The organism is Streptomyces sp. KLMMK (genome assembly GCF_036961605.1).
Taxonomy (GTDB): domain Bacteria; phylum Actinomycetota; class Actinomycetes; order Streptomycetales; family Streptomycetaceae; genus Streptomyces; species Streptomyces telluris.
The window spans coordinates 1-6,301 of record NZ_JBAMDC010000370.1; the positions used below are offsets into that span (position 1 = coordinate 1).

Sequence of the window (6,301 nt, forward strand, 5' to 3'; positions counted from 1 at the left end):
CCGGCTCGTTGGTCACGCACACCCGGACCAGCCACGCGGTGACGGGCAGCAGCGTGGCCGCCGCCCACCCGGCGCAGTCGAGGACCGGCTGCCCGCCCTGCACCCCGACGCCCATGGAGGCGCCGTACAGGAGCAGCGGCGGCAGCCAGCGGTGGGAGCGCAGGAGGAGGGCGGCCTGATAGCCGAGCAGAGCGATCACGGGTGCGGAACCTCCGTCACGGAGCGGATGTGCCACGGCGGGCGGGCGGTGAGAAGCGCGTGGAGCAGGGCGTCGGAGTGCGGGGCGGCGACGGTGAGCGTGACGGCGTGGTCGCGGACCGGCTCCACGGCGGGGGTGCCGGGGAGACCGGGGGGAAGGACGGCTCCGGGCGGGCCTTCGGCGACGATGCGGCACCCGCTCGGCCCGGCCGGCGTTCGGGGACCGGGGTCCGGGGCGGAGCCCCGGTGAGGGAGGACCGCTCCCCCCTCCACCCTCAGCACCGCGTCCGCCGCCCCCGCCAGCCGCCCCGGATCGTGGTCGACGAAGACCACCCGCGCTCCGCCCGCGACCCGCTTCCGGACCTCCTCGTCCAGCAGGCCCCGCGACGCCCGGTCCAGCCCCGTCCACGCCTCGTCCAGGACGAGCAGGCCGGGCGTGCCCATGAGTCCCTGCGCGACGGCGACCTTCTGGCTGGTGCCCTTGGACAGCTCCGCCAGCGGCGTGCCGGCGTACGCGCCGGCGCCGAACCGCTCCAGCCAGTCCAGTGCGGCGCGAGAGGCGGCCGCGCGGCCGAGGCCGTGGATGCGGCCCAGCCGCGTGAGGTAGGCGCCCGCGGTCATCGGCAGCGCGGCGGGGAAGCGTTCGGGGACGTAGGCGGTGCGGGGGCGCCCGGTGATCCGGCCGGTGCTGGGGGCGTCGATGCCCGCGAGCAGGCGCAGCAGCGTGGACTTGCCGCTGCCGTTGGCGCCTTCGACGCGCAGCAGGCTGCCTTCGGGAAGGGAGAGGTCGACGTCGCGCAGTATCCAGGGCCCGCCCAGTCCGTAGCGGCGGCCCACCCCCGTGAGTCTCATCCGCTCACATTAAGGGGCGCTGCCGGGCGGCTGGCAGACTGGGGGCCGTGACCAGCCCTGACGCACCCCAGTTCGTCCTGCCCCTCGTCGTACGGATCGAGAAGGACGCCCCGCCCGCCCGGACCGACGCCCTGGAGACCGCGGCGCGCGCCGTGCTGACGCTCCTGGCGGACGAGCGGTCCGGCACCGGGAGCGACGGCGAGGACGGCGAGTGGGCCGCAGCGGTACGGGACTGGCAGGACTCCCGGATCCGCAAGGTGGTGCGCAGGGCGCGCGGCGCGGAGTGGCGCAAGGCGTCGGCGCTGCCGGGCATCACGGTGACCGGTGAGCGGGCGGAGGTGCGGGTCTTCCCGCCGGTGCCCCTCGACGGCTGGCCCAAGGAGCTGGTGAAGCTCCAGGTGTCGGGCACGGACCTGGACGACCCGGAGCCGCCGGCGGCCGCGGACCCGGCGCGGCCGGTGCTGTGGATGAGCCCGGAGCTGGAGATGTCGGCGGGCAAGGCGATGGCGCAGGCGGGCCACGGCGCCCAGCTGGCGTGGTGGGGGCTGGACGACGCGGCCCGCGCGGCCTGGCGCGCGAGCGGGTTCGCGCTGTCGGTGCGCACGGCGGATCCGGCCCGCTGGGCGAAGCTGGCGGCGAGCGGTTTGCCGGTGGTGCGGGACGCGGGCTTCACGGAGATCGCACCGGGCTCGTGCACGGTGGTCGCGGAACACCCCGCGCTGCGCTACGGAAGCGTTCAGAGGGGCTGACGGGGCTCACAGGGAGACCTGTGATACTGACGGGCAGAACATCTGTTTTGGTGCAGGGGGTAAGAAGTTGTCGAAGGGGACCGCGCGCGGCGCGACGGCTCTCGTCACCGCGGGCGCCGTCGTCGCGCTCGCGATGGGCCTGACCGCCTGCGACTCCGACGAGAAGAAGGACGCCGGCAAGAGCTCCGCCCCGGCCTCGTCCCGGGGCTCCGGCGAGAGCAGCCCGGCGGGCGGCGAGGCGGAGGAGGGCAAGAAGCCCGAGGAGAAGTGGGACGGCAAGGTCCGGGTGCTCGGTGACGGATCGATGTCCGACACCGGCCCGCAGCCGGACCAGCCCAAGCCGCAGAAGCTCAAGCCGGGCGAGAAGCCGCCGCAGTTCGTGGTGTTCTCCTGGGACGGCGCGCTGGAGGGCGACGACCACCTCTTCTCGCACTTCCGCCAGGTGGCCAAAGAGAACAACGCCAAGATGACGTTCTTCCTCACCAGCATGTACCTGCTGCCGAAGTCGAAGGCCTCCCTGTACAAGCCGCCGCAGCACAAGCCGGGCGACGCGGCGATATCCTTCGCGACCGACCCGCACATCAAGGACACCCTGGTCCAGTTGCGCGGCGCGTGGCTGGACGGCAACGAGATCGGCACCCACTTCAACGGCCACTTCTGCGGCGGCAAGGGCGGCGGCGACTGGAGCGTCGCCGAGTGGAAGAGCGAGATCGAGCAGTCGTACGCGTTCGTCGAGAACTGGAAGACGAACACCGGCCTGAAGAGCCTCCCGCCGCTGCCCTTCGACTTCAAGAAGGAGCTGGTCGGCGGCCGCGCCCCGTGCCTGGAGGGGCAGAAGAACATGCTGGCCGCGGCGCAGCAGTTCGGCTGGCGCTACGACGCGAGCTCGCCGGGCGACTTCCAGATCTGGCCGTCCAAGATCAACGACATCTGGAACTTCCCGCTGCAGCTGATGCCGTACCCCAAGAGCGAGAAGCAGGTCCTGTCGATGGACTTCAACTTCCTCTACAACCAGTCCGGCGACAACACCAAGGGAGACCCGGCCAAGTACGCGGAGTGGCGCAAGCTCACCCGGGACGGCTACCTCAACGGCTTCGAGCGCGTCTACAACGGGAGCCGGGCGCCGATGTTCGTCGGCAACCACTTCGAGGACTGGAACGGCGGCATCTACATGAAGGCCGTCGAGGACGTCGTGAAGTCGGTCTGCAAGCGGGAGGGGGTGCGCTGCGTATCCTTCAAGCAGCTCGCCGACTGGCTGGACGTCCAGGACCCCAAGGTGCTGGCGAAGTTCCGCGGCCTGGACCCGGCGCAGTCGCCGGACTGGTCCACGCTGGTCAAGTAGGGCGGTGCGGCACCGGGAGACCGGCGGAGCGGGCGCGGGGGGGGGGGGGGGGGGGGGGGGGGGGGGGGGGGGGGGGGGGGGGGAGGGGGGGGGGGGGGGGGGGGGGGGGGGGGGGGGGGGGGAGGGGACCCCCCCCCCCCCCGCCGCGTCAGTGCTGCGCCTGCGCCTTCGCCATGTACTTCATCCAGATGTCCAGGGGATAGGTGCTGCCGGTGGCGTCCTTCGGGGCGCCGCCGAGGCCGTCCAGCGGCAGCAGCTCCTGCGTCCTGGGGTCGATGCGGGAGAGCGAAACGGCGGTCGACACCTTGCCGCGGTAGCCGGCGAACCACGCGGACTTGTTGCCCTGCCCGGTGCCGGGCTTGCCGGCCGCGTCGGCGCCGGCCGCCCTGGCCGCCGTCGCGCTGCCGCGCCGGACCGCCTCCCGCAGGGCGTCGTCCACGGCGACGGCCACCGGCTGCGGCAGGACGCGCTCGGCCTTCGGCTTCTCGACGGGCACCTCGTTGCCGTTGCGGCTCAGCCGGTCGACGGAGAACGGCTCGCTGTGCAGTCCCCTGGCCGCGAAGGTGCCGTACGCGCCGGCCATGCGGATGGCGCTGGGGGTCGCGGTGCCCAGGGAGAAGGCCGGCAGCTTCGTGCCGAGGCTGCTCTCCAGCAGGCCCGCGTCGACGGCCGCCTTGCCCACCCGGTCCAGGCCCACGTCCATGCCGAGCTGCATCACCGGGGTGTTCACGGACTGCGCCACCGCCTCCTTCAGCGTCACCTTCCCCCAGGACTTCCCGCCGTCGTTGACCGCCTTGACGATCTTTCCGGAACGGTCCCAGTACGGGCCCTCGGGGGTGCGCAGGCTGACCTTGTTGTCGCCGTTGTAGACCGTGGCCGGGGAGACCGGGGTACGGGGCTTGCCGCGCTCCAGCTGGACGCCGTCGCGCAGGGCCGCCGCGTAGACGAACGGGGCGAAGGCCGTGCCCGCCGGGACGACGGAGGAGTTCGCGTCGTTGAAGCCCTGCTGGAGGTAGCCGGGGCCGCCGTAGAGGGCGACGATGCGGCCGTCGGTGGTGACCGACGCGGCCCCGATGCGCACGTCCTTGTCGGAGGCGCGCTTGTCGGGGTCGAGCCCGCCCTTCACGTCCTCCGCGGCCTTCGTCAGGGCCGCCATGGCGTTCTTCTGGAAGGTCGTGCGGATCTGGTAGCCGCCGAGGTCGAAGTCCTTCTCGGTGACGGGGGTGTGGGCGCTCACGTACGCCCGCGCCGTCTCCACGAGGTAGCCGGTCTGCCCGGTCAGGCCGGCCGGCCTGGGCGGGGCCTTGGGCTCGGGGAAGGACGTGTAGCGGGCCCGCTCCTCCTTGGACAGCTTGCCGCCGTCGACCATCCGGTCCAGGATCCAGCCCCAGCGCTCCACCGCCCGCTCGTGGTTCTTCCTGCCGAGCGCCGGGTCGTAGAGGCCCGCGCCCTTGAGCAGCGAAGCCAGGAAGGCGCCCTCGCTCACGTTGAGCTGGGAGACGTCCTTGCCGTAGTAGGCGTGGGAGGCGCGCTGGATGCCGTAGGTGCCGCGGCCGAACCAGCTCGTGTTGAGGTAGCCCTCCAGGATGTCGTCCTTGCTCATCCGGTTGTCCAGCTTGATCGCGATGAACATCTCGGTGAGCTTGCGCGTGAAGGTCTGCTCCTGGTTGAGGTAGGCGTTCTTCACGTACTGCTGGGTGATCGTCGAGCCGCCCTGGGTGCTGCCGCCCGTCACCATCCGGGTGACGGCGCGGACCATGCCGCTCGGCGAGATCCCGCTGTCGGAGTAGAAGGTCTGGTTCTCGGCCGCGAGCACGGCCCAGCGCACCTGCTCCGGGACCTTGTCCAGGTCGGCGTCCTGCCGGTTGATCTCGCCGGTGCGGGCCATCTCCGTGCCGTCGGCCCAGTAGTAGACGTTGTCCTGCTGGGTGGCGAAGGCGTTCAGGTCGGCGGGTATGTCCGTGCGCGCGTACATGACCGCCACGAGGGCGGCGACGGTGCCCACGACGGTCGAGAAGAGTCCGAGCACCTGGCGCCACGACGGGATCCAGCGCCGGAAGCCCTGCCGGCCCGGGCGCGGGTAGACCGGGCGCAGCTTGCGCGGCCAGCGCGGCCCGCGCACACCGCGCAGCCCGCGCTTCCGCGGGGCCGCACGTCTGCGGCGGCCCGGGCCGGAGGAACGGCCGACCGGAGCGGAGGGTTTCCGGGCATGCGCGGCATGCGTCCCTTTTCGTCGTTCGAACACCGCTCGACCCTATGATGTCCGCTCCCATAGCGTAATGTTTTACTTCAATGTAAAAGCACAAGATCTCGGGCCATACCCGTTGAAAGAAGCAGAAGGAACGCCGCAACGCCATGGAAACAGCTACACCCACCGTCGCGGTGCGCCACCCCCGACGCCGGGCGAACGGGGCGCTGGAGGGCGAGGTGCTCGCCGCCCTGCAGCGGGCGGAGGGGCCGCTGACGCCGCGCGAGGTGCAGGCCCAGCTGTCCGGTGAGCTCACCTACAGCACGGTGGTGACGATCCTGTCGCGGCTCCACGGCAAGGAGGTCCTCACCCGGACCCCGCGCGGGCGCGCCTACGCGTACGCCCCCGTCACCGACGAGGCGGGCCTCGCCGCCCGCCGCATGTGCCGCATCCTCGACGCCCTCCCGGACCGCGAGGTGGTCCTGGCCCGCTTCGTGGCGGAACTCCCCCTGACGGACGCCCTCCTCCTGAGGGCCCTCCTGGCGGACGGCACCCTCCCGGCCCCGAGGTAGGAGCGCCGGGAGTCAGCCCCGGCGGCGCGAGCGGCGGCGCCACAGGAGGGCCGCCACGCCCCCGCACATCGCCGTGCCGCCCGCCGCCAGGGCGACCGGTGTCCGGAGGGCCGTCGCGGGCGGTCCCGGGGACGCGCCGTCGGTGATCTTCGTGCGCACGGGGGCCACGGCCCCGATGCGCCCCACCGAGCGCACCGAGCCGTCCGCGTTCAGCAGGACCCGCTTCCCGTTGGGGCGCGCGAAGTCGAACATGTTCAGCAGCGATCCGGCGCGGGTGTCGAAGGACGAGCCGCCGATCGGGCCGGTGTCCCAGTTCCACTCGATGAAGCGCAGGATCGACGTCTGCTCGGTCGGCGTGTGGTCGATCGCGTTGACCTTGCTGTACGGCGAGATCACCAGC

The 6,301-nt window shown here is 72.5% G+C and carries 5 protein-coding genes and 2 pseudogenes; 3 read left to right on the forward strand and 4 right to left on the reverse strand.

Going from position 1 to position 6,301, the window contains the following annotated elements:
• Nucleotides 1-199 (reverse strand): annotated as a pseudogene (locus tag V7793_RS31225) (hypothetical protein); the annotation flags it as partial.
• Complete coding sequence (locus tag V7793_RS31230) at nucleotides 196-1,050, reverse strand: ATP-binding cassette domain-containing protein (RefSeq protein WP_336012944.1); 855 nt, start codon at nucleotides 1,048-1,050, stop codon at nucleotides 196-198. The pseudogene V7793_RS31225 and the gene V7793_RS31230, both read right to left, overlap by 4 nt.
• A 47-nt stretch (nucleotides 1,051-1,097) precedes the next feature.
• Between V7793_RS31230 and V7793_RS31235 the strand changes: the two genes are divergently transcribed.
• Together V7793_RS31235 and V7793_RS31240 are read left to right on the forward strand one after the other, a co-directional pair.
• Nucleotides 1,098-1,799 (forward strand): peptidyl-tRNA hydrolase, encoded by a 702-nt coding sequence (locus tag V7793_RS31235; RefSeq protein WP_336012947.1) that lies wholly within the window; start codon nucleotides 1,098-1,100, stop codon nucleotides 1,797-1,799.
• Nucleotides 1,800-1,932: 133 nt separating this feature from the next.
• Nucleotides 1,933-3,141 carry a hypothetical protein gene (locus V7793_RS31240; protein WP_336012953.1) on the forward strand — a complete coding sequence of 403 codons (1,209 nt, stop codon included), beginning with the start codon at nucleotides 1,933-1,935 and terminating at the stop codon, nucleotides 3,139-3,141.
• 148 nt (nucleotides 3,142-3,289) lie between these two features.
• On the opposite strand, the gene V7793_RS31245 is transcribed toward V7793_RS31240, so the two are convergent.
• Nucleotides 3,290-5,263, reverse strand: coding sequence for a transglycosylase domain-containing protein (locus tag V7793_RS31245; protein WP_336012949.1), 1,974 nt, complete (start codon nucleotides 5,261-5,263; stop codon nucleotides 3,290-3,292).
• Nucleotides 5,264-5,496: 233 nt separating this feature from the next.
• On the opposite strand from V7793_RS31245, the gene V7793_RS31250 reads away from it, so the two are divergent.
• Nucleotides 5,497-5,901, forward strand: a complete 405-nt coding sequence (locus V7793_RS31250) for a BlaI/MecI/CopY family transcriptional regulator (RefSeq protein ID WP_336012951.1) — start codon at nucleotides 5,497-5,499, stop codon at nucleotides 5,899-5,901.
• 12 nt (nucleotides 5,902-5,913) lie between these two features.
• Here V7793_RS31250 and V7793_RS31255 read toward each other — a convergent pair.
• Nucleotides 5,914-6,301, reverse strand: a pseudogene (locus tag V7793_RS31255) (phospholipase); the annotation flags it as partial.